This is a genomic window from Actinophytocola sp. (genome assembly GCF_035762905.1).
Classification (GTDB): Bacteria; Actinomycetota; Actinomycetes; order Mycobacteriales; family Pseudonocardiaceae; genus DASYTH01.
Genome location: NZ_DASUCC010000094.1, coordinates 24,322 through 50,244, shown reverse-complemented (window position 1 = coordinate 50,244; position 25,923 = coordinate 24,322). Strand labels below are relative to the sequence as shown.

General features: G+C 71.0%; 22 protein-coding genes and 1 pseudogene. 9 read left to right on the top strand and 14 right to left on the bottom strand.

All coding sequences use genetic code 11. The features are described 5' to 3' along the window. Window positions 1-167 precede the first annotated feature (167 nt). The 5 genes from VFV67_RS18440 to VFV67_RS18420 all read left to right on the top strand — a co-directional run bounded on the left by VFV67_RS18440 (window position 168) and on the right by VFV67_RS18420 (window position 5,565). Complete coding sequence (locus tag VFV67_RS18440; RefSeq protein WP_326471569.1) at window positions 168-857, top strand: response regulator transcription factor; 690 nt, start codon at window positions 168-170, stop codon at window positions 855-857. Next, window positions 854-1,906 (top strand): HAMP domain-containing sensor histidine kinase, encoded by a 1,053-nt coding sequence (locus tag VFV67_RS18435; RefSeq protein WP_326471567.1) that lies wholly within the window; start codon window positions 854-856, stop codon window positions 1,904-1,906. Before VFV67_RS18440 ends, VFV67_RS18435 begins: the two co-directional genes overlap by 4 nt. A gap of 99 nt (window positions 1,907-2,005) precedes the next feature. Further along, window positions 2,006-3,517, top strand: a complete 1,512-nt coding sequence (locus VFV67_RS18430; protein ID WP_326471565.1) for a DUF4173 domain-containing protein — start codon at window positions 2,006-2,008, stop codon at window positions 3,515-3,517. A gap of 216 nt (window positions 3,518-3,733) precedes the next feature. Further along, window positions 3,734-4,315, top strand: a complete 582-nt coding sequence (locus tag VFV67_RS18425) for an RNA polymerase sigma factor (protein WP_326471563.1) — start codon at window positions 3,734-3,736, stop codon at window positions 4,313-4,315. Continuing rightward, on the top strand, window positions 4,312-5,565 hold the full coding sequence (locus VFV67_RS18420; protein WP_326471561.1) for a hypothetical protein: 1,254 nt from the start codon (window positions 4,312-4,314) through the stop codon (window positions 5,563-5,565). Before VFV67_RS18425 ends, VFV67_RS18420 begins: the two co-directional genes overlap by 4 nt. Here VFV67_RS18420 and VFV67_RS18415 read toward each other — a convergent pair. Then, window positions 5,496-5,978: a helix-turn-helix transcriptional regulator gene (locus tag VFV67_RS18415; RefSeq protein ID WP_326471559.1), complete on the bottom strand. Its 483-nt coding sequence runs from the start codon at window positions 5,976-5,978 to the stop codon at window positions 5,496-5,498. The genes VFV67_RS18420 and VFV67_RS18415 overlap by 70 nt on opposite strands. Window positions 5,979-6,143: 165 nt before the next feature. Between VFV67_RS18415 and VFV67_RS18410 the strand changes: the two genes are divergently transcribed. After that, window positions 6,144-9,206: an SdrD B-like domain-containing protein gene (locus tag VFV67_RS18410; RefSeq protein ID WP_326471557.1), complete on the top strand. Its 3,063-nt coding sequence runs from the start codon at window positions 6,144-6,146 to the stop codon at window positions 9,204-9,206. Here the strand turns inward: VFV67_RS18410 and VFV67_RS18405 are convergent. The 5 genes from VFV67_RS18405 to VFV67_RS18385 all read right to left on the bottom strand — a co-directional run bounded on the left by VFV67_RS18405 (window position 9,163) and on the right by VFV67_RS18385 (window position 13,988). Beyond that, window positions 9,163-9,525, bottom strand: coding sequence for a group 1 truncated hemoglobin (locus tag VFV67_RS18405; protein ID WP_326471555.1), 363 nt, complete (start codon window positions 9,523-9,525; stop codon window positions 9,163-9,165). The two genes, VFV67_RS18410 and VFV67_RS18405, sit on opposite strands and share 44 nt — an antisense overlap. A gap of 162 nt (window positions 9,526-9,687) precedes the next feature. After that, window positions 9,688-10,764: a fasciclin domain-containing protein gene (locus VFV67_RS18400; RefSeq protein ID WP_326471553.1), complete on the bottom strand. Its 1,077-nt coding sequence runs from the start codon at window positions 10,762-10,764 to the stop codon at window positions 9,688-9,690. Window positions 10,765-10,796: 32 nt separating this feature from the next. Further along, window positions 10,797-12,338: a molybdopterin-dependent oxidoreductase gene (locus tag VFV67_RS18395; protein ID WP_326471552.1), complete on the bottom strand. Its 1,542-nt coding sequence runs from the start codon at window positions 12,336-12,338 to the stop codon at window positions 10,797-10,799. 40 nt (window positions 12,339-12,378) lie between these two features. Continuing rightward, the gene (locus tag VFV67_RS18390; protein WP_414636286.1) at window positions 12,379-13,371 is read right to left on the bottom strand and encodes an inorganic phosphate transporter; all 993 of its coding nucleotides are present in this window, start codon (window positions 13,369-13,371) and stop codon (window positions 12,379-12,381) included. Then, entirely contained in the window at window positions 13,368-13,988 is a 621-nt protein-coding gene (locus VFV67_RS18385; protein WP_326471548.1) for a DUF47 domain-containing protein, read from the bottom strand. Before VFV67_RS18385 ends, VFV67_RS18390 begins: the two co-directional genes overlap by 4 nt. Window positions 13,989-14,125: 137 nt before the next feature. Here VFV67_RS18385 and VFV67_RS18380 point away from each other — a divergent pair, with 137 nt between their 5' ends. After that, the gene (locus tag VFV67_RS18380; RefSeq protein WP_326471546.1) at window positions 14,126-15,781 is read left to right on the top strand and encodes an RICIN domain-containing protein; all 1,656 of its coding nucleotides are present in this window, start codon (window positions 14,126-14,128) and stop codon (window positions 15,779-15,781) included. Between the two features lie 45 nt (window positions 15,782-15,826). Here the strand turns inward: VFV67_RS18380 and VFV67_RS18375 are convergent, their stop codons facing one another. Next, window positions 15,827-16,237, bottom strand: a complete 411-nt coding sequence (locus VFV67_RS18375; RefSeq protein WP_326471544.1) for a VOC family protein — start codon at window positions 16,235-16,237, stop codon at window positions 15,827-15,829. A 142-nt stretch (window positions 16,238-16,379) separates the two neighbouring features. Between VFV67_RS18375 and VFV67_RS18370 the strand changes: the two genes are divergently transcribed. After that, window positions 16,380-16,868, top strand: coding sequence for a hypothetical protein (locus VFV67_RS18370; protein ID WP_326471542.1), 489 nt, complete (start codon window positions 16,380-16,382; stop codon window positions 16,866-16,868). 507 nt (window positions 16,869-17,375) lie between these two features. Here VFV67_RS18370 and VFV67_RS18365 read toward each other — a convergent pair. Beyond that, on the bottom strand, window positions 17,376-18,257 hold the full coding sequence (locus tag VFV67_RS18365) for a sigma-70 family RNA polymerase sigma factor (RefSeq protein WP_326471540.1): 882 nt from the start codon (window positions 18,255-18,257) through the stop codon (window positions 17,376-17,378). A gap of 74 nt (window positions 18,258-18,331) precedes the next feature. Between VFV67_RS18365 and VFV67_RS18360 the strand changes: the two genes are divergently transcribed. Continuing rightward, entirely contained in the window at window positions 18,332-18,787 is a 456-nt protein-coding gene (locus tag VFV67_RS18360; RefSeq protein ID WP_326471538.1) for a carboxymuconolactone decarboxylase family protein, read from the top strand. A 15-nt stretch (window positions 18,788-18,802) separates the two neighbouring features. Here VFV67_RS18360 and VFV67_RS18355 read toward each other — a convergent pair whose 3' ends face one another. The 6 genes and pseudogenes from VFV67_RS18355 to VFV67_RS18335 form a co-directional block, all read right to left on the bottom strand. Next, window positions 18,803-19,294: a cupin domain-containing protein gene (locus VFV67_RS18355; protein ID WP_326471536.1), complete on the bottom strand. Its 492-nt coding sequence runs from the start codon at window positions 19,292-19,294 to the stop codon at window positions 18,803-18,805. Window positions 19,295-19,301: 7 nt separating this feature from the next. After that, a complete protein-coding gene (locus tag VFV67_RS18350; RefSeq protein ID WP_326471534.1) occupies window positions 19,302-20,261 on the bottom strand; it encodes a cysteine synthase family protein in 960 nt (319 codons plus the stop codon). Between the two features lie 36 nt (window positions 20,262-20,297). Next, the gene (gene epsC, locus VFV67_RS18345) at window positions 20,298-20,942 is read right to left on the bottom strand and encodes a serine O-acetyltransferase EpsC (RefSeq protein WP_326471532.1); all 645 of its coding nucleotides are present in this window, start codon (window positions 20,940-20,942) and stop codon (window positions 20,298-20,300) included. Beyond that, entirely contained in the window at window positions 20,939-21,880 is a 942-nt protein-coding gene (locus VFV67_RS18340) for a DMT family transporter (RefSeq protein WP_326471530.1), read from the bottom strand. The genes epsC and VFV67_RS18340 overlap by 4 nt, the downstream gene beginning before the upstream one ends. Window positions 21,881-21,936: 56 nt before the next feature. After that, window positions 21,937-22,131 (bottom strand): hypothetical protein, encoded by a 195-nt coding sequence (locus tag VFV67_RS36820; protein WP_414636285.1) that lies wholly within the window; start codon window positions 22,129-22,131, stop codon window positions 21,937-21,939. Between the two features lie 490 nt (window positions 22,132-22,621). Continuing rightward, a pseudogene (locus VFV67_RS18335) lies at window positions 22,622-25,921 on the bottom strand (amino acid adenylation domain-containing protein); the annotation flags it as partial. Window positions 25,922-25,923: the final 2 nt, after the last annotated feature.

The window sequence follows — 25,923 nt, the reverse complement described above, 5'->3', positions numbered from 1 at the left end:
GCGTGTCAGTTCGACCTAACTCCCGCGCCAGTCAACGGGAAACCGGTGCTCCCCAACCTCACCCGTTCGAGGCGACGGTGGACACCGGGTGTCCCCCGAACGTGTGCGCACGGAACCTTCACAGGACGTGCCCCCCGCCCGCACAGCCGCTCCCTAGAGTCTGGGCCATGCGGGAGAGCCAACGGCGGGTGCTGATCGTCGAGGACGAGCCGACGATCGCCGAATCGGTCGCGGTGCGGCTGCGGGCCGAGGGGTACGAGGTGGACATCGCCCGGGACGGGCCGGCGGCGGTGGCCGCGGTCGAGGCGGACCGGCCGGACCTGGTGGTGCTGGACGTGATGCTGCCCGGGTTCGACGGGCTCGAGGTGTGCCGGCGGATCCAGGCCGAGCGGCCGGTGCCGGTGCTGATGCTGACCGCGCGGGACGACGAGACCGACGTGCTGGTCGGGCTCGCCGTCGGCGCCGACGACTACCTCACCAAGCCGTTCTCCATCCGCGAGCTGGCCGCGCGGGTGCACGCCCTGCTGCGCCGGATCGACCGGGCGCGCTCGGACGATGACGCGGCCCCGATCGTGCTGGGCGACCTGGAGATCAACCTGGCCGAGCGGCGGGTCCGGCGGGCCGGGGCCGAGGTCCACCTCACGCCCACCGAGTTCGACCTGCTGGTGCACCTGGCGAATCGCCCCCGGGTGGTGCAGCCGCGCGAGCGGCTGCTCGCCGAGATCTGGGGGTGGGGCGATGCGGCGGCCGGCACCAGGACCGTGGACAGCCACGTGAAGGCGTTGCGGCGCAAGCTCGGCGCCGAGCTGATCCGCACCGTGCACGGCGTCGGCTACGCCTTGGAGGTGCACCGATGAGGTGGCCCCGGCCGCTCGACCCGGTCCGGTCGATCAAGCTCAAGCTGAGCATCGTGGTGGCCGCCCCCGGCGGGCTGGCGCTCGGCTTCTTCTGGATCCGGATGGGCTGGCTGCCGCCGAAGACCACGCTCATCGCGATCGGCCTCGCGGTGCTGACCTCGCAGGTGCTCGCGCACGGGATGACCCGGCCGCTGCGCGAGATGACCGCGGCCACCCGGGCCATGGCCCGCGGCGACTACAGCAGGCGGGTGCGGGCCACGTCCCGGGACGAGGTCGGCCAACTCGCCGTGGCGTTCAACCAGATGAGCGCCGACCTGGCCGCCGCCGACCTGCACCGGCGCGAGCTGATCGCCAACGTCTCGCACGAGCTGCGCACGCCGATCTCCGCACTGCGGGCGGTGCTGGAGAACCTGGTCGACGGGGTCACCCCGGCCGACCCGGCCACCCTGCGCACCGCGCTCGCCCAGAGCGAGCGACTGTCCAACCTGGTCACCGACCTGCTCGACCTGTCCCGGATCGACGCCGGCGCCATCTCGCTCAACCGCGAGGAGCTGGCCGTGGCGACGCTGCTGGCGGAGGTGGTCGCCGAGGCCGAGGTGAACGCGGCCGCCGCCGGGCGGTCGGTCACGATGTCGGTCACCGTCGAGCCGGCCGGGGCCACCGTGTTCGCCGACCGGGACCGGCTGCACCAGGTGATGGTCAGCCTGCTGGACAACGCCGCCACCCACGGCCCGCCGGACGGCCGGGTGCAGGTCGTGGCCAGCGCCCTGCCCGGGCACCTGCTGATCGAGGTGCGCGACGAGGGGCCCGGAATCCCGCCGGGGGAACGGCATCTGGTCTTCCAGCGGTTCGCCAGGGGCGAACGGGCCAGCGACGGCGGCACCGGGCTGGGGCTCGCCATCGCGCGCTGGGTGGTCGACCTGCACGGCGGCACGATCGCCGTGGTCGACCCGGTTTCGCCGGCCGCCGGACAACCTGAACCGGGCTGCCGCGTCGAACAAACAGGGCCGGGCTGTCGCATCCGGCTCACCCTGCCGGCCGCCGGCTGACAACGATCCGCGGAACCGTTCCAGGCAACCGGAACGGCACTGCCGCATGCCCGAAGGAGTTCGCATGACACCCCTTGATTCCGTGGAGGCGGGCCAGTCATGACCGACACCGCCGCACCCGCTGGGCCGAAACTCACCGCGTCGAAACCCGTCGGGGCCGCGCCGATCCCGCCGCGCGGCTCCGGCCGGACGGCCTGGCCGGGGCCGTCCGGGGCGGCGAGCTCCACGGTGCTGATCGGCGCCGGGGCCGCCGGGCTGGCCGCGGCCGTCGCGGCGCCGGACGCCCGGCCGGGCATCGGCGCGCTGCTGATCGGGCTGGCGATCGTGGCCGCCGTGCTGCCGGCCGGGTTGCGCCGCGGCGGCCCGCCGTCGGTCGAGCGGTTCCTGTGGACCGCGGCGACGCTGGCGCTGCTCGGGGTCGGCGTGCTGCGCGCGGCCGAGTGGCTGTTCGCCGTGTGCCTGCTGGCCGCCCTGGTCACCACCGCGCTCGCGCTGACCCGGGCCCGGACGGTGGCCGGCATCCAGGCGGCGCTGGTCTGCCTGCCGCTGGCCTGCCTGCGCGCGGTGCCGTGGGCCGGGCGCGGGCTGGCCGCGGTGCGCGCCCGGCTGGGCAGCGCGCCGGGCCGGCTGGCCCGGTCGGTGGCGGTCACCGCGCTGCTGGTCGTGGTGTTCGGAGCGCTGTTCGCCGGGGCGGACGCCGCGTTCGCCAACCTGGTGGGCACGGTCGTCCCGACCGTGGACGGCGGGTCGGTGATCCGGCGGGCGGTGCTGTTCGCGGTGGTCGCGGTGGCCACCTCCGGCGCCGCGTTCCTGCTCACCGCTCCCCCGGCGCTGGACCGCCCGGCAGCCGCGCGGACCCCGGTACGGCGGTTCGAGTGGACGCTGCCGCTCGGCGTGCTGCTGATCATGTTCGGCGCGTTCGTGCTGGTGCAGCTGACCGTGCTGTTCGGCGGGCGGGAGTACATGGTGCGCACCTCCGGCCTGACCGCGGCCGCGTACGCCCGGCAGGGCTTCTGGCAGCTCTGCGCGGTGACCGTGCTCGCGCTGGTGGTGATCGGGGTGGCCGCGCGCCGGGCGCCGCGGGCCACCCGGGCGGACCGGATCTGGCTGCGGGCGCTGCTCGGCGGGCTCGCCGGGCTGACCCTGGTGATCGTGGCGTCCGCGCTGACCCGGCTGTGGGCCTACCAGGAATCGTTCGGGTACAGCGTGCTGCGGCTGCTGGTCGGCGCCGGCGAGCTGTGGCTCGGCGCGGTGTACCTGATGGTGATCGCGGCCGGCGTGCGGCTGCGGGCCGGCTGGCTGCCGCGCGCGGTGCTCGGCAGCGCGGTCGGCGCGCTGCTGCTGCTGGCCGTCGTCAACCCGGAGGGCTACGTGGCCGAGCGCAACATCGCCCGGTACGAGCACACCGGCAAGATCGACCTGGACTACCTGGCCACGCTGTCCGCGGACGCCACCCCGGAGCTGGCCCGGCTGCCCGACCCGGCGCGCTCGTGCGTGCTGGTCCGGGTCCGGGCCCGGCTGACCGCCCAGGATCCCTGGCACACCTGGAACCTGGCCCGCGCCACGGCGCGCGACCTGATCACCGACGCCTATCTGCGGCCCTGCCGGTAGCGCCGGCCGGTCGTTGCCCGGAGACGTGGTTCCGGGCAACGACCGACACCCCCGGAGGTGAACGGCCCCTGCTGCCCTCCCTGAGCCCAGTTCTACCGGCCGGCCGGGGCGCGGACCACGCAGAGCACCGGCAGTTTCGCCACCGGCGGAACACCTGTGAGGTTCGCACCGCTCGCGCGTTTATTCCCAGTGGACACCTGTGCACGCGAGGGGAGGGTGGTCATACTGGTCGCGGCCGAACTGGGGAGGACCGTGCCCGACGACGCGCAGCGAGGCGATCTGGCCGAGGTCGCGCCGCCGTCCTTCGAGCAGGTGTACCGCGACCACGCCCACCGGGTGTACCGGTACTGCCTGTCGCAGGTGGGCAACGTCAGCGATGCGGAGGACCTGGCCGCCGAGGTGTTCGCCGCCGCGTTCGCCGGCTACCTCACCGCCCGGCTGGACGGCGGCGTGGTGCTGCCCTGGCTGCTGCGCATCGCGCACAACGAGGTGATCGACCACCGGCGCAAGCGCACCCGCCGGTCCGCCCTGCTCACCCGGTTCTTCGGCGGGGCCACCGATGTCGACCGGTCCGCCGACGTGGAGGGCGCGGTCGTGCTGCGCGACGAGCTGCACCGGGCGCTCGGCGCGCTGCAGGAGCTGTCCGAACGGGACCGCAAGCTGATCGGCCTGCGGATCGCCGCCGATCTGCCGTACGCCGAGATCGGTGCGGTGCTCGGGTTGTCCGAGCACGCGGCCACGGTGGCCACCAGACGGGCCCTGGAACGGCTGCGCCGCCGGCTGGAGGTGCGGTCATGACCAGCCAGCCGTTCGACGAGGGCGCGCTGAAGGTGCTGTTCGACGAGATCGAGGCGCCGGAGTCGCTGGAAGCCAACTGGCGGGCCAAGGTCGCGCTCGCGGACACGCTGCGGGACCCGGCGGCGGGCGAGATCGCGGACCCGGTGCCGGAGGTACCGCCCGAACCGGAGCCCGGACCGGGCCGGCGCACGGGGCGCAGGCCCGGGCCGCCATGGCTGCGGGCGCTGGCCGCGGCGGTCGCCGCCACCGCGGTCGGCGGCGGCATCGTCGGCGTGGTCGCGGTCAGCCGGCCGCCCGACCGGGACCCCGATCCGGACCAGATCATCGAGACGGTCACCGCCGCCCCCAGCCCGAGCACGCTGCCACCGACCAGCTTCAGCGCCACCGGCACCGTCCCGACCGGAGCACCCGGATCGGCACCGCCCGGCAGCGGACCCGGCGACACCGGACCCGGACCGGGCGGCGGCGCACCGGGTGGCGCCGCACCGGGTGGCCCGGCCGCACCACCGGCGCCGCCGGCACCGGCGCGCGGTCCGCTCACCGAATGGCCGGACGCCGCGAACACCGGGCTGCCGGCCGGATCCTCGCTGCGCACGCACCCCGGCGGCGACCTGCACGTGACCCAGCCCGGCCAGATCGTCGCCGACCTCCGGGTGAACGGCACCGTCTACATCGAGGCTCCGGACGTGACGCTGCGCCGGGTGATGGTCGCGCCGCTTGGCGCCGCCACCGCGGGCATCCGGCAGCTGCCGCAGGCGCCTCGGCTGCGGATCGAGGACAGCCACGTGACCAACACGAACTACCGGCTCGACTACGGCATCCTGCAGGAGGCGCCCGGACTGGTGGTGCAGCGCAGTGACATCAACGCCAACACCGTGGCGGTACTGGCCGCCGGCGACACGTCCATCGTCGACAGCTACCTGAGCAAGGTGCAGACCAGAGGCAACGCCGCCCGGATCACCTTGCGACACAACACGATCCTCGTCGGAGTCGCCCTGCTCGGCCAGACCGGGCCGGTGACCGACGTGGCCATCGACAACAACCTGCTCGGCGAACGTGCGGCCGGGGCGGTGATCTCGGTGCCGTCCGGATCCGGCTCGAACGGAATCCGGGTCACCGCCAACCGGTTCCACCGCTACCACCCGGCGGCCAGCCCGGTTCCGAGCAGCGGGTGGAACCCTCAGGCCCCGGGCAACATCTGGACCGGCAACGTGTGGTCCGACACCGGCGACCCGGTGAACCCGTCGTAGCCGTCCGCCGGGTCGATGCCGGCCGCGCGCAGCAGCCGGTCCAGCACCGTCGCCGCGTCCGCGCAGTGTCCCAGCCCGCGCAGATCGACCCGCAGGTCCGTTCTTCGCAGCCGCCGGGTCAGGCAACCGGCCGCGGCGGCCAGGGTCGGGCACGGGTCCGCGGCACAGTCGCAGCCGGGTTCTCGGTCCGCGCCACGCCGGGCGGCCGCCTCGAACCCCACCCGGGCCGAACCGTGCAGATCGAGCGCCTTCGCCAGCAGCCGCACCGACTCCCGGTGCGGCCGGCTGACCTGACCGCGTTCGATGGCCTGGATCGTGCGCGGGCTCAGGCCCGATCGCTCGGCCAACTCCTCCTGCGTCATCCACGCGGCCTGCCGCGCCCGCCTGACCTGTTCGGCGAAGACTGTGCCCACGTTCCCCTCCAGACCCCGGTACCGCCCACCGCGGCTCTCACAGCAACAAGACGTGCGAACCGCGGAAACCTCACAGCCCGAAACTGCGGTCGATCGTTCCTGTCGCCCGGCCCGGAACGCTGCCATGATGAGCGCCGGGTCCGGACCTGAGCATGGGGAGACTGGGTGGCTCGACCGACGACGCGCGCGGCCGGGGTTCGGCTGGGTGTGCTGGCACTGACCGTCGCGCTGTGCACCGGGCTGCCGCTCGCCTCGGCCACCGCCGACGACGAACCCACCGCGACCGGCACCCCGGCGCCGAGCACCCAGCCCGCCCCGAGCACCGAGCCGCCCCCGAGCACCGAGCCGGTCGGTCCCACCGCGCCGCCACCCACTCCGGACAGCCCGCCACCGTCGCCACCATCGCCGCCGGCCGCACCGCAACCCGTTGGCAGCGCGGCGGATGCGCTGCCCGACCTGAAGATCACGGCCGAGTTCGACCGGACCGGCTACATCGGCAGCGACCAGGTGACCGTGACGCTGACGATCACCAACACCGGCCAGGCGGACGCCACCGGCGTGACCGGCTGGGCCGGCGGCGACGTCAACCTGGACGGCGGCGCGTCGCTCGACTTCGGCCCGGACGCGACGATCCGGGCCGGAGCCAACCGGGTTCTGGTGCTGTCCGGCTATATCTGGAAGTTCACCGCCCCGTCGATCAGCGTCGGTGCCAACGTCTACAGCGCCGCAGGCGACGCCAACCCGGACGACAACTGGACCTCCGTGACCACGCCGCTGACCGCGGCCACGGGTGGCTACGCCGGCCTGATCTACGCCGACCGGGACAACGACGGCGCGCAGGACCCCGACGAGTCGGGTCTGCCCAACTCGGTGATCACCTTGTCCGACTACACCTCCGGCGCCGAGGCGCAGGCGACCACCGATGACGAGGGCCGGTTCTCGATCACCGGACTGCCGGCCGGCTGGTACTACGTGAACTACCAGGCGGGCAACTTCGTGGTCGGCGTGCCGGAAGGCGGGCCGATGCCCGGCCGGGTCGCGGTGTCCCCGCGGGGCGCGGAAGTTCGCCTGCGGGCCGTGCCGTCGCTGCAGTACTTCGGCCGGGTCGACATGTTCTTCGACCGCCCGTCCTACCAGCCGGGTGAGACGGCCCGGCTGACCATCGTGTTCAAGAACCAGACCTTCCTGAGCCCCATCGACTTCAAGGGAATCAAACCGACCTACTGCGCGCGGTTCGCCGACTCGGCCAACCTGACGATCGGCCCGGAATGGGGCCCGCTCGGTCCGGACGGGCCGGGCGTGGACCTCCCGGCCGGACAGGGCGCGGTCGTCACGATCACCGCACCCGTGCCGGCGGACGCCCCCGACTTCGGCGTTGTCCGGGCGGAGTGCACCTTCACGCCGGCCGGCTATCCGGGGCACGGCGACGGTGGGGCCTGGGCCGCCACCTCGGCGCGGGTCCACGGCAACCCCGGCTCCGGGCGGATCCGGCTGGTCGACGCCGGCCGCGGGGTCGCCGACGTGCCCACCGTGATCACCGACCGGCGCACCGGCGCCGAGGTGGCCAGGGCCAGCACGGACGCGGACGGCTACCTCGCCGTCCACGGCCTCCCCGCGGGGGTGTACGACGTGCGCGTCGAAGGCAGTTGGGTGGACCGGTCCCTGGCCGGCATCCGGATCCCGGTGTCGGCCACGCAGATTCCATGGGAGCAGTCCTGGGAGATCGAGCCGGGTGACCCGGACGCGAACCGGCGGCCCAACGTGGTGGCCTCGGTCGAGTTCGACAAGCAGTCGTACGAGTCGGACGAGAAGGTGCGAATTCGGCTCACGGTCACCAACATCGGTCTGGCGGCGGCCGAGGGCGTGGTGTTCGAGGGGTTCGGCGCGGAGGACCTCGGCTTCGCGAGCTACCCGCCCCTCGGCGAGCTCGACTCGTACGGCCCCGGGATCCGGCTCGAACCCGGCGCGACCCGCGTGTTCGAGGTCGAGGGGAGTATCCGGGATCCGCGGGGGGCGATCGTGTTCACCGGATCACTGGGTCCGAAGGACCGCGCCTACTACTGGGACGGTGCCCGGGTCGGCACCTTCGCCGCGGTCGTGGCGACCCGCGGCGACTACACCGGTGTGCTGTACGGCGACCAGAACGACAACGGCGTCATGGACCCCGGTGAGGCACTGCAGGGTGTTCCCGTCGAGCTGACCGGCGGCATCCCGCGCACGGAGGTCCGCCAGGTGACCGACGCCGAGGGCGGGTTCGCCTTCCGCGACATTCCCACCGGGCCGTACCTGCGCATCTTCGTCCTGCCGGACGGCTGGTTCGTGCCGTTCGAGCCGAGCACCGCCGTCCGGTCCGGTGCGTCGGCACCGGTGGAGGTCCGGGCGATCCGGTTGACCGAGGATCTGCTGGCGGCGGTCGCGTTCGACAAGGACAGCTATGCGGTCGGCGAGATCGCGCACCTGACGTTCACCCTGACCAACCGCTCGGCGAAGGACATGACCGCGGTGACGGCCCTGTGCTCGGGTCCCGGCGACGCGCACGAGATCCACTCGGGGGGACCCGGCTGGGGCGACTTCGCCGACGGCGGCGCCGGGGTCACCGTGCCGGCGCACACGACCACGACGGTCGTGGTGTGGACGGAGATCCCCGAGGGCGGATTCACCTACGGCTACGTGCGGGCGTCCTGCGTCATCGGTCCCTCGCCGATCCAGCTGGCCCACGCGTACGACGAGGCGAAGGTGCCCGGTGGTACCGGCAGCGCGGGCGGGATCCTGATGCTGGACAACGCCGAACCGGAGCCGGAAGGCGTGCCGGACACGAAGATCGTCTTCACCGACCCGGTCAGCGGAGCGCCGGTGGCAAGGGGTACGACCGACGCGACCGGCCACTTCCTGATCGACGACGTGCCGGCCGGCCGGTACGACGTCGTGGTCGTCGGCCCGTGGAAGATCACCAGTTGCTCGTGTCCCGGCGTCCTCGACGGGCTGACCGAGCCCCGCTACGAGATCCGGGTCGTCCCCGGCCCGGTGCAGCCCGACCCGGACGCGCAGCCCGAAGAGCCGGAACCGGAACCGACGCCGCAGGACGAGGCGGTGGCGTCGGCGGTGCGGTTGGCGTCCACCGGGGTGGGGGTGGCCGGGCTGCTGGCCGGCGGTGTGCTGCTGGTGCTGGTCGGGTTGGTACTGCTCAGGCGTTCGGCGAGACGATCTCGCGGGACAGCGGCGCGATGATCTCGATGATCCGGCCGGAGGTGCCGGCCGGCACGCCGGCTTCGCCGAGCGCGTCGCTGAGGTGCTTGGCAACCAGGTCGAACTCGGTCTGACCGATGCCGCGGCCGCGGTGCACCTCCCGCATGCTCGCCCCGGTGTACTCCTCCGGACCGCCGAGCGCCGCGGCGAAGAACTCGACCTGCTTTCCCTTGAGCCGGGCCATGTTCACGCCGGTGAAGTAGGGGGCGAGCGCGGGGTCGGCGAGCACCCTGCGGTAGAAGTCCTCGACAACGGCGATCAACGCCTCCTGCCCGCCGATCTCCTCGTAGATGCTCGTCATATCCCCTCCAGCTCGGTTGGGCGGCAGTCATCACCCAGAGAACAGTGCGCCGGCTTGGCCAACAAGACACCAAACGTCGCAACGCACTGCCAGAAACCGGCCGAACGTGGAACGGCCGCCGCCCCGCGGGCGGCGTGGGGCGGCGGCCGGGTCGGGCCGGGCTCACATCGGAGGCATGAGCACCGAGTCGATCAGGTACACGGTGGCGTTGGCGGTCTGCACGTTGCCGCACACCACCTTGGCGTCGGTGCCGACGGTGAAGTCCTGGCCGCTGCCGGAGGTGGTCAGCATGCCCTTCTGCACGGTCTGGAAGTTGCCGGCGGCGAGGTCGGCCGGGGTGAGGGCCTTGGGCACCACGTGGTAGGTCAGGATCTTGGTCAGCATGGCCTTGTTCGCCAGGACCTTGTCCAGGTCGGCCTTCGGGATCTTGGCGAACGCGTCGTTGGTCGGCGCGAACACGGTCGCCTCCTTCAGCCCGTTGAGCGTGTCGACCAGGCCGGCCTTCTTCACCGCGGCGACCAAAGTGGACAGTTGCGGGTTGTTCGACGCCGCTGTGGCCACCGGATCCTGGGCCATGCCGGCGAAGCTGCCCGGGCCGTCCATCGGCACCGAGGCGCACGCCGGGCCGAACTGCTGGGCCGGCATCAGCACGGTGTCGATCAGGTAGACCGTGGCGTTGGCGGTCTTGACGTTGCCGCACACCACGTTGGCGTCGTTGACCATGAACTCCTGGCCGCTGCCGGACGTGGTGACCGTGGCCTTGGCCAGGGTCTCGAAGCTGCCGGTGGCGAGGTCGTCCGGGGTGATCGGCTGGCCGACCACGTGATAGGTCAGGATCTCGGTGAGCTTCGCCTTGTCGGCGAGGACCTTGTCCAGGTCGGCCTTGGGAATCTTGGCGAACGCGTCGTTGGTCGGCGCGAACACGGTGATGCCCTTGGCACTGTTGAGGGTGTCCACCAGGCCGGCCTGCTTGACCGCGGCGACCAAAGTGGACAGCACCGGGTTGTTCGACGCGGCGGTGGCCACCGGATCCTGGGCCATGCCGGCGAAGCTGCCGGCGCCGTCCTTGGGCACCGCGCCGCAGGCCGGGCCGAACTGCTGCGCGGCCGCATCGTCGCCGTCGGCGCTGGCCGGGGGCGCGGTCGGGGTGGTCGGCGACCCGGCCTGGCTGCCGCAGGCCGCGGTGATCGTCAGGGCGAAGCCGCCAACGACCAGCGCGAGAGTACGTGACAGACGCATGTTCTTCGCTTCTCCTTGTTTTTTCGGGGTTTCTAGGCTTCGACGGTGAACTGGGTGGAGTGCCAGCCGGTGGCCCCGTCGGGGATCGGCGGGACCCGCGCCTCGGTCTGCGTGGCGCCGGATCGGTCGATGGCCCGGCACTCCACGGTGTGCTGGCCGGGACGCAGGTCGAGCTGGACCTGCCACATCCGCCAGGTGTCCTTGTCGACCTCGGTGGACAGCTCCGCGGCGACCCACGGACCGCCGTCGGCGCGCACCTCGACCGCGGCGATCCCGCGCTGCTGCGCGTAGGCGATCCCCGCGACGGTCACCCGGCCGCCCCGGACCGCGGCGAACGGGGCCGGGGTGTCGATCCGGGACTGGGTCTTGATCGGTGCCCGCTCACCCCAGCCGCGGCGCAGCCAGTACGCCTGCTTGTCGGCGAACCGGTTGAGTTCGAGGTCCACCACCCACTTGGTGGCCGAGACGAACCCGTACAGGCCGGGAACCACCAGCCGGGCCGGGAAACCGTGCTCGACCGGCAGCGGCTCGCCGTTCATGCCGATCGCCAGCAGACCGCGGTCCAGCACGTCGGCCACCGGAGTGCCGCAGGTCCAGCCGTCCACGCTGGTGGAGAACACCTGCTCCGCACCGGGCTGCACGCCGGCCCGGTCCAGCAGCTCGCGCAGCGGGACGCCGATGAAGTTCGATGTGGACACATAGGGCCCGCCGACCTCGTTGGAGACACAGGTGATCGTCACCGTGCGCTCGACCAGCGGCAGGCCGCGGATGTCGGCGTAGCGCAGGGTGAGGTCGCGGTCGACCGCGCCGTGGATGCGCAGCGCCCAGTCCTCGGCCCGCACCCGGGGCACCGAGAGCGCGGTGTCCACCCGATAGAACTCCCGGTTCTCGGTGAGGAACCGGGGGGTTCCGGACCCGGCGAAGTCCGCGCCGGCCGGGATCGGCGGCGCCGGGCTGGCCGGGACGAGCGGTCCGACGGCACCGCGCGAGCCCTCGACGTCGACCCGGCCGGCCAGCAGCTGACCGCCGGCCCCGGCGACGCCTGCCCCGGCGGCGACCCCGGCCGACATGGCCAGGAACCGGCGCCGGGCGGTGTCGGTGCCCTCCCAGGTCTCGGCCACCCGGCCGGTCGCCAGCCGGTGCAGCAGGCGGAACACCGCGACGCCCACCAGCAGGCTGACCACCGGCGCGGCCACGTCGAGCGGTTCGAGGTCGGGCCGGGCGAGCACCGCGGCGATCCCCAGCCCACCGAGCACGACCGCGAACCCGGTGCCCGGCAAGGGGGTGCGCCGGGACAGCAGCCCGGCGATCACCGCGAGGCCGAGCAGCACCACGCCCATCCCGCCGATCAGCACCAGCTTGTCGTAGGTGCCGAAGGTGCGGACCGCGAAGTCCTTGAGCCATGCGGGGGTCAGGTCGATCGCGGTGTTGCCGACGGCCAGGAACGGCGAGGCGTTCGGCCCGAGCAGCCCGGCGAGCAGGTGCCCGGCCGCCAGCGCCGCGCCCACCGCGAGCACCCCGACCACGGCCGCCAGCCGGCGCGGCACCGGGAACGAGTCGACTGTCCGAGTCACACCGGGTCTTCGGAGCCGCTCCGCGCCCGGATCGGCCCATTCACCCGAACAGCAGAGCGATCACCCAGTAGACCAGCGCGGCGACGGTCGCCGCCGCGGGCAGCGTCAGCACCCAGGCCGTCACGATGTTGCCGGCGACCGACCAGCGCACCGCCCGGTACCGCCTGGTCGCGCCGACGCCCATCACCGCCGAGGTGATCACGTGCGTGGTCGAGATCGGCGCGGCGAACACGAACGCGGTCAGGTACAGCACCGACGCCGCGGAGATCTCGGCGGAGAAGCCGTACGGCGGGGTGAGCGGGAAGATGCGCCGGCCGAGGGTGCGCATGATGCGCAGGCCGCCGGCGTAGGTGCCCAGGCCGAGCGCGAGAGCGCAGGACAGGATCACCCAGTACGGCACCGTGTAGTCATCCTGCTTGCCGGCGATGACCAGGCCGAGCACGATCACGCCCATGCTCTTCTGGGCGTCCTGCAGGCCGTGCCCGAACGCCAGGGCGGCCGCGGAGAGGATCTGGGCCCGGCGGAGCCCGCGGTTCGCCCGGCGCTGGTCGGCCCGGCGCAGCAGCCACTGCATGGTGGTCATCACCAGGTAGCCGAGCAGGAACCCGACCACCGGCGAGATCACCATCGGGATCAGGACCTTCTTCGTCACGCCGTCCCAGAACACCGTGGTGGCCGAGGCCAGCGCGGCCCCGACCATGCCGCCGATCAGCGCGTGCGAGGAGGACGACGGCAGGCCGAAGTACCAGGTGATCAGGTTCCAGGTGATCGCGCCGAGCACGGCGGCGATCACCACGGACAGCGAGTGCGGGGTGTCGATCACCCCGGACGCCACGGTGACCGCGACGCCGGTGCCGGCCAGCGCGCCGATCAGGTTCATCCCCCCGGCCAGCAGCAGGGCGCCGCGCAGCGACAGCGCCTTGGTCGACACCGCGGAGGCGATCGCGTTGGCCGCGTCGTGGAAGCCGTTGGTGAAGTCGAAGCCAAGGGCGAGCACAATCAAGACGATCAACGCCGCCCACTCCACGGTCAGGACTCCTTGACCGCAATCGTGTGCACGGCGTTGGCCACGTGCTCGAACGCGTCGGCCGCCGACTCGAGCTCGTCGACGATCTCCTTGAGCTTCATCACCTCGAGTGGCTCGAGGTCACCGCCGAACATCCAGGACAACAGCTTGCGGTTCACCTGGTCGGCCTGGTTCTCCAACTCGTTCACCTTGACCCAGTAGGCGTCCAGGCTGGCGGGCTTGGCCAGCTCCCGCATGGCATCGGTGGTCAGCCGGGCCATCTGGCAGAGCAGGTCGACCTGCTCGTGCACCCCGCTGGGCAGCTCACCGAGCCGGTACAGGTTCGCCAGGTCCACCGCGCCGTCGATGAAGTCGATGACGTCGTCGAGCCGCTCGGCCAGCCGGTAGATGTCCTCCCGGTCGAACGGGGTGATGAACGCCCGGTTGAGCAGCTCCAGGATCTCGTGGGTGGTCTGGTCGCCCGCGTGCTCGACCTGGTGCATCCGGTCGGCCAGTTCCGGGCGCCGCTCGGTCGGCGCGGCGACGAACTCGCGCAGCACCTCGCAACACTCGCTGACGTGGGTTCCGGCGTTCGCGAACAGGACGAAGAACCTGGTATCCCGGGGCTGCAGCCGCAGACCCATGACATCTCCCCCTTCCGAGCGTGTCGCGAACCGGTGTCACGGTAGTCGGGTTCGGACAGTGCTGCCGCTCGGCAGTGTGTATCACAATCCAGCCGGACCCCTCTGACTGGTCGGACAACCCGAATGAGGAGGGGAACATGCCAGCCGTCAAGACGCCGGATCCGGTGATCGCCAAGGTATCGGACGCCAGGATGGACGAGGCGCCGGAGGGGTTCGACCTGGTACAGGAGTTCCTGCACCGGTTCGGCTACCTGACCGACGACTCGACCGTGCAGGGCGCCGCGAGCCTGGGCGCCAAGACCGCCGAGGCGAAGATATCGGGCGTTCTGGACGCCGACACCTCCACCGCGCTGTCCCGGTACCAGGACTTCCACAGCCTGCCGGCGACCGGGATCTTCGACGCGGCCACCAGGGACATGATGAGCCGGTCCCGGTGCCTGCTGCCCGATCCGCAGACCACCGCGCCGCTGGCGTTCGCCACCACCTGCGCGTGGGACCGGACCGCGCTGACCTTCGCCTTCGACGCCGGCACCGACGAGGTGGCCGGTGACGACGAGCGACAGGCCGTGCGCAACGCGTTCATCACCTGGTCCGCCGCGGCCCCGCTGGCCTTCCGCGAGGTGGCGCCGCACGAGAACCCGGATGTTCTGATCCGGTGGGGCAACGCGGCGTGCGGCGACACCGACATGACCGGCACGCCGCTCGCACACGCCGACTTCCCGCCGGGCTGCGGCATCCTCGGCAACGCGCTGCCCCGGCCGGTGCACTTCGACGACCAGGAGCACGCCTGGGTGATCGGCCCGGTCAGCGGCTGCTTCGACGTGGAGACGATCGCGCTGCACGAGATCGGGCACATCCTCGGGTTGCGGCACTCCAACGTCGCCGGCGCCGTGATGTTCCCCACCGTGTCGGCCAACTCGACGCTGCGCGTACTGACCGCCGACGACCTGGAGGCGATCCGGAAGCTGTACCCGCCGACCGGACCGCTGTTCGTCAAGCACAGCGGCAAATGCCTGGACATCGAGGCCATCTCGATGGACGGCGGGGCCGACGCGATCCAGTGGGACTACTGGGGCGGCGGCAACCAGCTGTTCCGGGTGGAATGGGTGGAGGCCGCGCACTACCGGCTGATTGCCCTGCACAGCAACAAGGTGCTCGACATCGAGGCGATCTCACCGGACAACGGCGCGCAGGTGATCCAGTGGGACTGGTGGGGCGGGGACAACCAGCGGTTCCGGCTGGACCCGGTTGGGCACGGCTACTACCGGATCGTGGCCAAGCACAGCGGGCGGGTGCTGGACGTGTCCGGCATCTCGCACAACGGTGGCGCCAAGGTGATCCAATGGGACTGGTGGGGCGGTGACAACCAGCGCTGGCGGCTCGGCCCGGCGCCGATCACCTCGCTGCACAGCGGAAAGGTGGTCGACGTGTCCGGGATCTCGCTGGCCGCCGGGGCGCCGGTGATCCAGTGGGAGTACTGGGGCGGCGGGAACCAGCGGCTGCGGCTCGACCCGGTCGGCGACGGCTACTACCGGATCATGGTGGAGCACAGCGGAATGTGCCTGGACGTCGAGGCGATCTCCACCACGGAGGGCGCGCGGGTGATCCAGTGGCCGTACTGGGGCGGGGACAACCAGAAATGGCGGCCGGAGAACGTCGGTGACGGTTACCTGAAGCTGGTCGCGAAACACAGCGGGCTGTGCCTGGACGTGTCCGGGATCTCCGCGGACAACGGCGCCCAGCTGATCCAGTGGGGATACTGGGGCGGAAACAACCAGAAATGGCGGCTGTAGACGGCGTTCGGTCCGCCGGGCGGTGCCCGGCGGACCGAAGTCCACTCAGGCCGGCTGCGCGATGTTGACCATCCAACTGACCCCGAACCGGTCGATGCACATGCCGAACTCGTCGCCCCACATCTGCTTCTCCAGCGGGACATCCACGGTGCCGCCGGCGCTGAGCTCCTTCCAGTAACCACGCAGCGCCTCGCCGTCGTCACCGCTCAGGCTGACGGCGATGGTGGTGCCCGGGTTGAACTCCATCCCGGTCGGAGTGTCCGCTCCCATCAGGGTGAACCCGGCCGGCGTCTCCAACTGCCCGTGCATGATCTTGTCCGCATCGGGTGAGTCCGCGCCACCCATTTCGCCGAACGTGCTCAGCGTCAGGTCACCCCCGAAAACTCCCTGATAGAACTCCAAAGCGGCGCGTGCGTCACCGTTGTAGCTAATGTACGGATTGAGCCGATTGCCCATCTGAGACTCCATTCTCCGATCATGACGAAGGGCATCTTGGCAGACCCCGATCCGCCGCGCAGCGCGACCCGGCGCGGAAAACCGGTAGTGCGGGTGTGCACGGGATCGCCATCGAGGGCACCGACGACCACGACGAGATGGGGTGTTCGTCGAGCCGCCCGCGCGGGTGATCGGTCTGGGTCCGCCGCTCGACCACTACGTCTACCGAACCCAGCCGGCGATACTGTCCCGGATGGCCGTGCGGAGGTTCGTCGGCTACATGAACTCCCAGCGCGAACGCATGCTCGGTACCCGCGGCGGTGCGCCCAGCCGGCCCGAGTTGGTTGCGCGGTACGGCTATGACGTCAAGTACGCCTCGCACGCGCTGCGACTGGTCTACCAGGGTCTGGAGATCCTGCGGGACGGGCACCTCACCCTGCCCATGCCCGAGGCGCAGCGGCAGCGGGTGCTGCGGGTGAAGCGCGGCGAAGTGCCGGCCATCGTGGACGTGCTGGCCGAGATCGCCGACGTCCAGGCCGAGATCGAGCGCCGCCTGGCCGCCGGCGACACCCCCCTGCCACCCCAACCCGACCTGGCCCGCATCTCCACCTGGTCCACCACCGCCCACCGCCGCTTCTGGGACTGGACCTGAAAGTGTCCAACCGCTCGGCATAAAAATGTGCGACTACACCACCGCGCTCACGCCATTCTTCGGGGTATGGTAATCGTGTGCCGCTTCGTTTTGCACATCAGAAACTAACGCGATCGCTAAAGCGGATAAAGCGCCGATAACTGCAGCAAAAGCAGTCGTTGCTGCCAAGCGGATAAGCCTTGGGGCCTCCACTATGGTCCTTTCTCTGGGCGGCATCGGACAGAGGTCGATTGATTTATCCGACGACTGTTTGTCCTGCTGGGTAAGGAGTTACTGCTGAGGGTCAGCCGAGCGGCAAACCGATTCCGGCTGAGCACAACGGCCTGGGGGGCGTGTTGGAGTCGTGGAAAACACAGTGTCTACAGGGTCTCCGTGAGCCGGGACGCCGGGGCGCTGCACTCGATCACAGTGCCCCCGTGACCGTGATTTGTCAAGAACATCCGGCGCCGACTTTGGTTGGGATCACGAGCCGAAAACGAAACTAGTTCTCTTTTTCGGCTCGTGGGTTCAACCGGTGATCTGGATGTCCAGGTCGTGGAGGGTGTCGGGATCGGAGAGCATGTTGATCGCGGTGATGCGGTTGGCGGTGAGGGTGAAGAGGAAGGCGACGCGGGGGGTGCCGTCGGGGGCCCAGACGGCGCCGGGGAGGCCGTCGATGAGGGCCGGGCGGGCGTTTCGGGCGCGGCCGGCGAAGGCGTCGGCGACCGGGGCGGCGCCGCGGATCTCGGGGGCGAGTTGCGGGGCGCCCGCGGCCTGGCGGGCCGCGGCGGCGGCCACCGTTGGCGGGTCGGCGCGCAGCAGCACGTCCGGGTCGAGCAGGGCGAGCAGGGCGTCGAAGTCGCCGCCGCGGGAGGCGGCCAGGAACGCGTCCACGATGCGGCGGCGGCGGGCGAGGTCGGTGGCGGGCGCGGACGCCCCGCGGACTCGCCGGCGGGCGCGGCTGGCCAGTTGGCGGGCCGCGGCCGGGGTGCGCTCCACGATCGGAGCGATCTCGTCGAACGGCACGGCGAACAGGTCGTGCAGCACGAACGCCAGCCGCTCGGCCGGGGGCAGCGTGTCGAGCACGACCAGCAGGGCCATGCCGACCGAGTCGGCCAGCACCGCCTCACCCTCGGGGTCGGCGGCGTCCGGTGGCTCGTGCGAACCGAGCGGTTCCTCGCGGCGGGTGCGCCGGGACTGCAGCATGTTCAGACATATCCGGGCCACGACCGTGGTCAGCCAGCCGCCGAGGTTGTTCACCTCGCTGGTGTCCGACCGGCGCAACCGCAGCCACGCGTCCTGCACCGCGTCCTCGGCCTCCGCCGCGGAGCCGAGCATCCGGTAGGCCACCGCCCGCAGGTGCGCCCGGTTCTCCTCGAACCGGTCGGCCAACCACTGACTCTCATCCATCGGTCACATTCCTTCGTCCCGGTCGGTCATAGCGGTGACCGGCGAAACCGAACGGATGTGACGAGGAGAAGAACGTGCAGTCGAGGATGAAGAACCCGGCCATGGTCATTCCGGACGCCATGCAGGCCATTCTGGCCCTGGACAAGGCGGCCAAACAGGGCCAGGTGCCGGCAAGCACCCTGGAGTTGGTGCACCTGCGGGTGTCCCAGATCAACGGGTGCGGCCCGTGTGTCGACATGGGCGCGCGGGCGGCCAAGAAGGCCGGCGAGACCGACAAGCGGCTGTTCGCCGTGGCCGCCTGGCGGGAGACCCCGTACTTCACCGACGCCGAGCGCGCGGCGCTGGCCCTTGCCGAGGCCGCCACCAGGCTGGCCGACCGGTCCGACCCGGTGCCGGACGAAGTGTGGCAGCTGGCCGCCAAACACTACGAAGAGGAGGCGCTCGCCGCGCTGGTCCTCTCGATCGCCACGACCAACCTGTTCAACCGGCTCAACGTCACCACCCGGCAGCAGGCCGGTTCCTGGGGCTGAGCCACCGGGACGCGCTCAGTGCCGGCCCCAGCCCGGCACCGAGCCGTCCACGCTCAACTCGAACTGGTCGTACTGGGCCATCAGGTCGAGCAGCTCGTCCTCGGTCGCCTTGCGCCCGTTGGCGTACAGCTTGGCCAGGCCGCGGAAGTACTCCTCCCGGTTGATCGCCGGAGTGAAGATGATCAGCATCTTCGCCGGGTCCTCGTAGGGGTTGCGGAAGCCGTGCGACATGTTCTCCGGGACGTTGACGAAGGTGCCCTTGGGCGCGGCGAAGCTGCGCCCGTCCAGGTGCAGCTCCACCACGCCGTCCAGCACGTAGAACGCCTCGAGCTGCTCGCGGTGCACGTGCGGGGACGCGCCCGGCGCACCCGGGTCCATGTGGTGCTCGAACAGTCCGAGCCGGTCGTCGGTCTCGCCGCCGACGGCCTTGAACGTCGTGTGCGTCGTCGTGCCGATCTGGACCGACTCGCCCTCACCGGGCAGCAGGATTCGGGGCAGCTGGGTCATTGTGGCTTCACTCCTCGATGTTGTCGGCGGAATCGGCGGCCGCCTGGAACCAGGACAGGTAGCGCTCACCGGTGTCCGGGAACACGGTCACGATCGTCTTGCCGGCGTACTCCGGCCGGGCGGCGAGCACCTTGCAGCCGTGCGCGGCCGCCCCGGACGAGACGCCGACCAGCAGCCCGGCGGTGCGGGCCAGGGCGCGCGCGGTGCCGAACGCGTCCTGGTCGGACACGGTCAGCACCTCGTCGATGACGGCGAGATCCGTTGTCTTGGCGACGAACCCGCCGTTGAGGCCGGGAATGCGGTGCAGCCCGCCCCAGCCCTCGCTGATCACCGGGGAGCGCTCCGGCTCGACCGCTACGACGCGCAGCGCCGGGTTCTGCTCTCTGAGGTAGCGCGCGGTTCCGGTGAGCGTGCCGCCGGTGCCCACCCCGCAGACCAGCACGTCCACCCTGCCCTCGGTGTCGGCCCAGATCTCCGGCCCGGTGGTGGCGTAGTGCGCGGCCACGTTGTCCGGATTCTCGTGCTGGCAAGCGAACCAGGAGCCGGGCAGCTGCGCGTGGATCTCCTCGGCCTTCTCGATCGCCGCCACGTAGCCGAGTTCGTGCGGGGTCTGCACGATCTCCGCGCCGAACGCCCGAAGCAGCTGCACCCGCTCCGGCGTTGCGTTGTCCGGCAACACGATCACGCACTTGTAGCCGCGGGCCGCACAGAGCGCGGCCAGCGAGATGCCGGTGTTGCCGGACGACGCCTCGACCACCGTGCCCTCACCCCGGCGCAGCTCGCCGCGCCGCTCGGCGGCCTCGATCATGTACAGCCCGGTCCGGTCCTTCACACTGGACAGCGGGTTGGCCATCTCCAGTTTGGCGTAGACGGTGGCGCCGGTGTCCGCAACGCCGAGATCCACCCGGACCATCGGCGTGCTGCCGATCAGCCCCTCGAGCGAGGCGGCCAGCGGCCGCTTGACCATTGTCGACACGATGTCAGCTCTCCGGTTCGGTCGGGGTCACCAGGTCGGGAAACCGGCCGGCACGGCGTCCCGGTCCCGGCTGGCCGTCATGTACCGCTGCCGCACCGGCTCCGGGCGGGGCACCGGCTTCGGCTTGATCCGGTGCGGGTCGGCGATCGGGGCCAGCACCCGGGATCCGGGAGGCACGTCCCGGATCACCAGCGCCTGCGCGCCGATCACCGAGTCGGGGCCGACGGTGACCGGGCCGAGCACGGTGGCGTTGGCGCCGATCACCACCCGGTCGCCCACCTTCGGGTGCCGGCGGGTGCCCTCCGGCCGGCGCGCGTCGTGCCACCAACCGACCGAGCCGAGCGTGACCTGGTGGAAGATCGTGACGTCGGCGCCGATCACCGCGGTCTCCCCGATCACCACGCCGGCGCCGTGGTCGATGAAGAAGCCGCGGCCGATCCGGGCACCCGGGTGGATCTCGATGCCGCCGGTGAGCAGCCGGGCCAGCACGCTCAGCAGCCGGGCGGTCAGCCGCATTCCCTTGGTGTGCAACCGGTGCGCGATCCGGTAGGCCCAGATCGCCAGCAGGCCGGGGTGCAGCAGCGCCTCCCGGCGCGAGGTGATCGAGGGGTCGCGCTCGCGGATCATGTCCAGATCGGCGGCGGCGGCGCGGTAGAGCCGCAGGATACTCATCGAACCTCCTTGACCGGGTGCGCAGGCGTTCGCACGGGAAGTGCCGTGCCACCGGGCTCCCGGCGGATCTGCTTGATGCGGTTCTCCGCGTAGGCCACGCCGAACAGGACCACCAGCCCGCCGGCGATCAGGTTCCAGGTGACCGGCTCGCCGAGCAGGACGACGCCGATCAGCACGGCGAACACCGGGACGACGTAGTTGACCGCGGACGCGGTGGTCGCGCCGACGTCGCCGATGAGCCGGAAGTAGAGCACGTAGGCCAGGCCGGTGCTGAACAGCCCGAGGATCACGATGCTGCCGACCACCCGGCCGGTGAGCTCGGGGGTCTGCCAGGCCAGGAACGGGGTCACCGCGGCCTGCAACGCGGCGGCGGCGAGGAGTTGCGCGGCGGCCAGCGACAACGGGGCGAGCCCGCGCGGCGAAAGGAACTTGCGCACGTAGACGAAGCCGGCCGCGTAGCTGGCCGCGGCGCCGAAGCAGGCCAGCCGGCCACCGAACGAGCCGAGCGCCGAGGTCCACGGGCCGATCACCAGCACCACACCGAGGAAGCCGATCAGCAGGCCGGTCACCTTGCGGGTGGTGGCCCGCTCGGTGGGCAGGGCCGCGGCCGCCAGCGTGAGGGTGAGCAGAGGGGTGCTGCCGACCAGGACGCCGGCGATGCCGGCGCCGGTGGTCTGCTCGCCGTAGGACAGCAGCAAGAACGGAATCACGTTGCCGAACAGCGCCGCGCCGGCCACGTGGCCCCAGAGCCCGGCGCCGCGGGGCAGCCCGACCCGGCGCAGCCCGACTATCGCCAGCAGCACGGCGGCGCCGAGCACCAGCCGGGTGAGCACCAGTTGGCTCGGGGTCAGGCCCTCGAGCGAAACCTTGATAAAGGTGAAGCTGCTCCCCCACAACAGGGCCAACAACAGGAACCGGGCAACCGATGCGTTATTCACCTGTTCCTCCGGTGGTCGCACTCGTTGTGATCATGATCTCACATCCCGCTCAATTCTCAGTAATTTGGCGTCTTACACAGCAGATGGTTGCGATTCACGATTTCCGGGATGTAGACCCGCTCGTTCCACACCTCCCCGGCCACCGGTTCGAGTGCGATCGAGATCAGTCCCGCGTCGCATCCGAATGCGTTCGCCACGGCGGTGGTTATCGCGGCGGACAGTTCCGACCGCTGCTCGTCGCTGAGCTCCATCGGGAAATACTTGATGTTCACGTGCGGCACGGTGCCCCTCCTTGCTGGTCCGGAGACGGTGGCGGATCCTGGTCACCAACTCGGCCACGTCCGGGTCCCTGAGCAGGCCGTAGTGGTCGGCGGCGAGCGTGACGACGACCGGCGCGGCGGCCGAGAAACCGTTACTTTCCTCGATGAACGAATAGTCGTCGCCGTGCGCCTTGAAAATGGTGATCGGCGCGTTCACGGTACGGTCGGTCAGCTCGTGGAACGTGTACTTGAAATGGTAGGTCCGGTGCACGATCCGAACGATTCTGCGGACCAGTTCCGCGTCCAGGTGCTCGAGCCGCGCGGTCATGAACTCGACGAAGGTGTCCTCGTCGGCGGTGACCCGGAGGCACTCGTCCAGGTCCGGCCCGGAAATGGTTCCGGCGAACACCGAGAAAAGGATGGTGACGAATGCCCTGTTGGCGTAGGTGAGCGCACCCCCGGCCCGGGTGTCCGCGCGGACCTTGGGTGAGCCGGGCGCGATCAGGAACAGGTTCGCCACCACGTCACCGGCCTGCTCGAGCTGGTGCGCGGTCTCGAACGCGACCCGGGCGCCGAACGAGTAGCCCCACAGCGTGTACGGGCCTTCCGGCTGGATCCGCTTGATCTCCTCGATGTCCCGGGCGGCCATCTCCCGGATGGTGGCGTAGGGCACTTCGCCGGCGTTGATCCCGTAGGCCTGCACACCGTAGAACGGGCGGTCGATGTCGATCCGCTCGGCCAGCGTCCGCAGGTTCATCGGGTAACCGCCGAGGCCCGGCCAGCAGAACACCGGAGCGTTGGACCCCTTGGAGCGCAAGGGAATGAACCGGGACGACGGCGCGGCGCCACCGTCCACCTCGCGGGCCAGCCGCTCGACGGTCGGTGCGGCGAACAGGACCTGGAGCGGCAGGGCGGTGCCGAACTCCCGGTTGGTCTTGTTGATCAGGGCCACCGCGGTCAGCGAGTTGCCGCCGCACTCGAAGAAGTCGTCGAGCACGGAGACCTCGTCCTGCTTGAGGGTTCGGCCCCACAGCGCGGCGATCCGGCGCTCGGTCGCGGTGCGCGGCGCGACGAAGGTGCGCTCGGCCAGGTTCAGGTTCGCCTGCTCGGAGGCCTCGAGCGCCTTGAGGTCGATCTTCCCGTTCACCGTCTGCGGCAACCGGTCCAGCACGACGACCCGGTTGGGCATCATGTAGTTGGGCAGGAAGTTGACCAGGTCGTCGCGGATCATCTCGGTCGGACCCCGCATGTGTACGGTGTCCTCCTTCATGCCGGTGCTGCTCCGCTGCTCGTCGCTGATCCGGCCGCCGACGAAGAAGTACGACGGGCCGTTCGGCTCGCCCCGGTCGGCGAGGATGCCGGCCAGCCGGCGCGCGGACGGCAGGTCGTTGCCGGACTTGGAGCTGTAGCCGGAAGACATCAAGCCCAGGTTGAGATCGTTGGCCTGCAGGTGATGCAGGGTGCGGCCGAGCTCGACGTAGCGCAGCCAGTCGGCCGGCTCCCGGCTGACCAGGGAGATGCCGAAGCTCGCCCGGTCGTAGACGCCCTGGTTGATCGCGATGACATGCTTGCGCTGCACCAGCTCGTCGGAGATCCGGACCAGCTCGCCGCCGGTGTACCGGTACTGGCCGCCGGGCAGACCCGCCACCTTGCCGGGGTGCGCCTGCACGTAGACGTCGACCGCGCCGGCGGGTTTCGGGCCGGCGAACGGAACCAGCTCGAAGGCGCCGAGGTAGTAGTCCTCGGCCGCGCACTCCAGATTGTCCATTTCGGACGGTGCGAAGCCGGACGGCCGGATGTCCAGTCCGTAGCCGGGCAGCACCTGCTCGAACATGCCGACCAGGTGGCCGGTCTCGATCTCCAGGACCTCCCGGATGTTGTTCTGGTAGACCGGCTCGATGGCCCGCTTCTTACCGACGAGGTGCACCCGGGCCCGCGTGGTCGCCGACGGCGCCTGCGCACGGATCAGCACCAACTGGTGGTGCACCGGGTGGTAGTAGTAGTAACCCGGTGCCAGGCCGGCGATCCCGGCCAGCTCGAGGTACAGTTGGGTGGCGTAGAGCGAACCCGGTGAGGCGTAGCCGTACTTCGGCAGCAACCGCTCCGCGCTGTGGAACTGGCCGAACCAGCGCAGCATCTCGCCGAGCGTGGCCAGGTCCACCGTGTCCAGGGCGCGTGGCGCGGCGCCGGAACCCCGGGTGTCCAGCAGCGCCAGGATGTCGGCCCGGCTGACCGGCCCGCCCTCGAAGAACCGGTAGGTCTTGCGGGCGAACACGTCGCGGGTGGTCGTGGCGGTCGGCGTGCGACCGGGCAGGTCCAGGATCTCCTTGCCGTGCAGTTCCTCGGCGTCCCGGCAGCCGTTGTTGGACAGTTGCGCCTTGAGCTGGAGCCTGCTGGCCTTGGACTGGTGGTGCGCGCCGGCGTTGCCCTGGTCCATCAGGGCGGCTTCCTTGGGGTTGAGCTCGATGAAGGCGAGCAGGTTCTGGAACCGGGTGCGCGGGTCGGTCCGCACGATGACCGCGGCGTTCTTGACCCAGTCGTGCGTCTCGATCGCCAGCCGGATCTCGTCCAGCTCGATCCGGAAGCCGCGCAGCTTGATCTGGTTGTCGCTGCGGCCGGCGAACTGCACGGTGCCGTCGGGGTTGCGGCTGGCCAGGTCGCCGGTGCGGTAGAGCCGCGCAAGCCCGTCCTCGGCGGCGAACGGGTTGTCGATGAACCGGTCCGCGGTCAGATCGGGGCGGTGCAGGTAGCCGCGGGCGAGTTGGACGCCACCGATGTAGAGCTCGCCGATCTCGCCGACGCCGACCGGTGCGCGCTGTCCGTCCAGGATGTAGTAGCGGGTGTCGTGCACCGGCGCGCCGATCGAGATGGTCTTGGGACCCTCCAGCAGCGCACCGGGATCGACGGTGTGCGCGGAGGAGTTGATGGTGCACTCGGTGGGTCCGTACAGGTTGATCAGCTCGCAGTCCGGCAGCACGTCGAAGAATTGCAGCGCAAGCGTTTTCGTCAGGGCCTCCCCGCCACAGAAAACCTGGGTCAGCGATTTGCATTCGCCGAACTCTTCGGTGTCCAGCAACGCCTGCAGCAATGTCGGAACGCACTGCAGCGTGGTGACCCCGTGCGTGGCGATGATGTCGACCAGCCGCTCCGGGTCGCGATACGCGCCGGGGCTTCCCATCACGACCGTAGCGCCACAGGTGGGCGCGAGGATCTCCCATTGTGCTGCATCGAAGCTCATCGGGGTCTTCTGCAGCACGATTCGGTTGCGGTCGAGTTGGTAGGCGTCGGCGAGCCAGCGCATCTGGTTGACGATGCCGCGGTGCTCGATCATCACGCCCTTCGGCTTACCGGTGCTGCCCGAGGTGTAGATGACGTAGGCCAGGTGCTCCGGCCGCAGGTCGATCGCCGGAGCGGCGGCCGCGGGGCCGGCGTCGCTCAGCGCGACGATGGTCGTGCCGGCCGGCGCCAGCTCGGCCAGCCGGTCGGCGAGCGCGTCCTGCGCGACGATCACCTTCGTCCGGGAGTCCTCGATCATGTAGCGCAGCCGGTCCTCCGGATACTCCGGGGACAGCGGCAGATAGGCCCCGCCGGCGAGCAGGATCCCCCAGGTGGCCACCATCAGGTCGATCGACGGCTCGACGAACACCCCCACGCGGTCGTCCACCGCGACCCCGAGCCCGTGCAGGTGCGCGGCGAGCCCCGAGGCGTGCCGCGCCAACTCGGCGTAGCTGAGCCGCTCGACACCGCACACCACCGCCGTGTGCTCCGGCTCGGCCAACACCT

Coding starts and splice junctions, on each gene's coding strand:
- VFV67_RS18365 (WP_326471540.1), bottom strand. CDS start 18,257: ATGGATGAGAGTCAGTGGTTGGCCGACCGGTTCGAGGAGAACCGGGCG.
- VFV67_RS18350 (WP_326471534.1), bottom strand. CDS start 20,261: ATGGTCAAGCGGCCGCTGGCCGCCTCGCTCGAGGGGCTGATCGGCAGC.
- VFV67_RS18435 (WP_326471567.1), top strand. CDS start 854: ATGAGGTGGCCCCGGCCGCTCGACCCGGTCCGGTCGATCAAGCTCAAG.
- VFV67_RS18355 (WP_326471536.1), bottom strand. CDS start 19,294: ATGACCCAGCTGCCCCGAATCCTGCTGCCCGGTGAGGGCGAGTCGGTC.
- VFV67_RS18440 (WP_326471569.1), top strand. CDS start 168: ATGCGGGAGAGCCAACGGCGGGTGCTGATCGTCGAGGACGAGCCGACG.
- epsC (WP_326471532.1), bottom strand. CDS start 20,942: ATGAGTATCCTGCGGCTCTACCGCGCCGCCGCCGCCGATCTGGACATG.
- VFV67_RS18380 (WP_326471546.1), top strand. CDS start 14,126: ATGCCAGCCGTCAAGACGCCGGATCCGGTGATCGCCAAGGTATCGGAC.
- VFV67_RS18430 (WP_326471565.1), top strand. CDS start 2,006: ATGACCGACACCGCCGCACCCGCTGGGCCGAAACTCACCGCGTCGAAA.
- VFV67_RS18420 (WP_326471561.1), top strand. CDS start 4,312: ATGACCAGCCAGCCGTTCGACGAGGGCGCGCTGAAGGTGCTGTTCGAC.
- VFV67_RS18400 (WP_326471553.1), bottom strand. CDS start 10,764: ATGCGTCTGTCACGTACTCTCGCGCTGGTCGTTGGCGGCTTCGCCCTG.
- VFV67_RS18405 (WP_326471555.1), bottom strand. CDS start 9,525: ATGACGAGCATCTACGAGGAGATCGGCGGGCAGGAGGCGTTGATCGCC.
- VFV67_RS18385 (WP_326471548.1), bottom strand. CDS start 13,988: ATGGGTCTGCGGCTGCAGCCCCGGGATACCAGGTTCTTCGTCCTGTTC.
- VFV67_RS18375 (WP_326471544.1), bottom strand. CDS start 16,237: ATGGGCAATCGGCTCAATCCGTACATTAGCTACAACGGTGACGCACGC.
- VFV67_RS36820 (WP_414636285.1), bottom strand. CDS start 22,131: ATGGAGCTCAGCGACGAGCAGCGGTCGGAACTGTCCGCCGCGATAACC.